Origin of the sequence: Stenotrophomonas sp. PA-6-5C, from assembly GCF_021605635.1 — a bacterium.
Lineage (GTDB): Bacteria > Pseudomonadota > Gammaproteobacteria > Xanthomonadales > Xanthomonadaceae > Stenotrophomonas > Stenotrophomonas lactitubi.
Genome location: NZ_WKEE01000117.1, coordinates 1 through 617, shown reverse-complemented (window position 1 = coordinate 617; position 617 = coordinate 1). Strand labels below are relative to the sequence as shown.

The window sequence follows — 617 nt, the reverse complement described above, 5'->3', positions numbered from 1 at the left end:
TCCGCATCAGTCGTTCGATGCGGTGCAGGCCGCAGGGATAGCCTGCCTCCAGCACATCACGCCATACACGGCGTGCGCCGTAGGTGCGGTCACTATCGACGAAGCTCAGCCGCGCTTGCTGGCCGAGTGTCTCGTCACTCAGGCTGCGCCGGCTCCGCGGCCGGGTCAGCCACGCGTAGAACCCGCTGCGAGACACACCGAGCGCCTCGCACAACATCAACACCGGCCAGCCCCCTCGGTGCTTCGCCACGAAGCCGTACTTCACATGGACTCCCTGGCGAAATAGGCCGCGGCTTTTTTCAGGATGTCGCGCTCCATCTTGAGCTTGGCGACTTCCTTCTTGAGACGTTCGATCTCGGCCTGCTCGGGCTTCATCTGCCCTTGGCCGGGGAACGCGTGGTGCGGATCGGCTGCCGATTCGCGCACCCATTTGCGCAGCACGTTCTCATGTAGGTCCAAGTCGCGGCACGCCTGCGCCAGCGACACGCCCCGCTCCCTGACCAACCTCACCGCCTCAAGCTTGAACTCGCGGCTGAATGTTCTTCTTACTGCCATGCACCACCTCCGGTTTCATCATCACACCTAAACTCGGTGTCTGTGAAACCGGCAGCAGTCCA

The 617-nt window shown here is 62.9% G+C and carries 1 pseudogene; it reads right to left on the bottom strand.

The features are described 5' to 3' along the window. Positions 1-555, bottom strand: a pseudogene (locus GIW57_RS23655) (transposase); the annotation flags it as partial. Between the last annotated feature and the right edge of the window lie 62 nt (positions 556-617).